This window comes from Streptomyces sp. Q2, from assembly GCF_056820935.1.
On sequence record NZ_JBXEJE010000110.1, the window covers coordinates 1 to 1,569 of the forward strand.

The 1,569-nt window shown below is 70.0% G+C and carries 2 protein-coding genes; one reads left to right on the top strand and one right to left on the bottom strand.

Features of this window, described 5'->3' with window-relative positions; translation table 11 throughout:
* Window positions 1–11 precede the first annotated feature (11 nt).
* A complete protein-coding gene (locus ACWBNA_RS47780) occupies window positions 12–614 on the bottom strand; it encodes a TetR/AcrR family transcriptional regulator (protein ID WP_482710873.1) in 603 nt (200 codons plus the stop codon).
* A gap of 143 nt (window positions 615–757) precedes the next feature.
* Here ACWBNA_RS47780 and ACWBNA_RS47785 point away from each other — a divergent pair, with 143 nt between their 5' ends.
* A complete protein-coding gene (locus ACWBNA_RS47785) occupies window positions 758–1,552 on the top strand; it encodes an alpha/beta fold hydrolase (RefSeq protein ID WP_482710874.1) in 795 nt (264 codons plus the stop codon).
* The last annotated feature ends 17 nt before the right edge of the window (window positions 1,553–1,569 follow it).

Sequence of the window (1,569 nt, forward strand, 5' to 3'; positions counted from 1 at the left end):
GCTCTCGGTGACTACTGCTTCGGGTCCTGCGGTGTGTCGGTGGGTTGGAGTGTGGTGAGCCATTGGGTGACGGTGGTGTCGATGAAGGTGTCGGTGACGTGGCCGCGGTCGAGGAAGAGGCGGGCGAGGACGGGTCCGTAGAGGAGGGTGAATTCGTCGTCGTTGATCTGGATGCCGGAGGGTTCCAGGAGTTTGTTGAAGCCGGTGTGGCGGTCTTCGCCGATGCGCAGGAGTGCGCGGGCGCTGTCGGGGTCGTGGTCGGCCTGGGCGGTGATGGCCAGGGCGGCGGCTCGTACGGCGGGTACGGTGACGCCGGCGCGCAGGCTCTTGAGCCAGGCGGTGGCCACGGCGCGTACGTCGTTGCCCGGTTGGGGGTAGGTGCCGAGGTCGGGGCCTTCGAGGACGAGGTCGAAGAGCAGCGCGGCCCGGGTGGGCCAGTGGCGGTAGAGGGTCTGGCGGGTGACGTCTGACCGCTCGGCCAGCAGGGCGTAGGTCAGTCCGGCCGGTCCGACCTGGGGCAGCAGTTCCCGCGCGACCGCCAGGACGCGGTTGCGGGTGCGCTGTACGCGTGGGTTGCCCGGAGTCGGCGGGCGGCGGTGGAGGGGCTGCTTCATGGCGTCACCCTACCCGCACATCATACGACGTGTGTGATTGACATCACAGGCGGCAATCATACGTACCGTGTGATAGACCTGAGGAAGCAATCACACGCACTGGATGATTCTCGTGTGCCGGCGCATCCGAAAGGCAGACCCCCATGTCACCCCGCAACCTCACCGCACCCACCTACGCCCGCACCCGCCTCGGCTCCGGCCCCGGCCTGCTCCTCGCCCACGGCGCCGGCAGCAGCCTGGCCGGCACCTACGGCCCCGTCCTGGAAGCCCTCGCCACCCGCCACACCCTCGTCGGCATCGACTACCCCGGCAGCGGCGACACCCCCCGCTCCACCACCCCGCTGTCCGTCGACGACCTCGCCGACCAGCTCGTCGCCGCCGCCGACGCCGAGGGCATCGACCGCTTCGCCGTGTCCGGCTACTCCCTCGGCGGCCCGGTCGCCATCCGCACCGCCACCCGCCACCCCGAACGCGTCACCGCACTCATCCTGACCGCCGCCTTCCCCCACCGCGACAACCGGCTCGCCCTCGCCTCCTCCATCCAGAGCAAGATCGCCGCATCCGGCGACCGCGACCTGCTCGCCGCCTTCCAGCTCATGATGGCCCTCGGCACCCAGGCACTGGAGTCCATGCCCGCCGAGCAACTCCAGCAGACCCTCGGCTACCTCGCCGCCAGCACAGTCGACGGCAGCGCCGAGCAGACCGACCTCGTCGGCCAGGTCGACGTCCGCGACGACCTCGCCGGCATCACCGTCCCCACCCTGGTCATCTCGACCACCGACGACCGCCTCGTCTCCAGCAACCTGCACCGCCGGCTCGCCGAGACCATCCCCGGCGCCCAACTCGCCGAAATCGCCACCGGCCACCTCCCGATGCTGGAACGAACCGACGAGTGGCTGCAGCTCATCACCGACTTCCTCGACAAGCACCACGCCTGAACACACACCACGAGCGG

Bases quoted from the DNA above. Each gene is read 5' to 3' on its own strand.
- ACWBNA_RS47785 (WP_482710874.1), top strand. From the start codon at position 758: ATGTCACCCCGCAACCTCACCGCACCCACCTACGCCCGCACCCGCCTC.
- ACWBNA_RS47780 (WP_482710873.1), bottom strand. From the start codon at position 614: ATGAAGCAGCCCCTCCACCGCCGCCCGCCGACTCCGGGCAACCCACGC.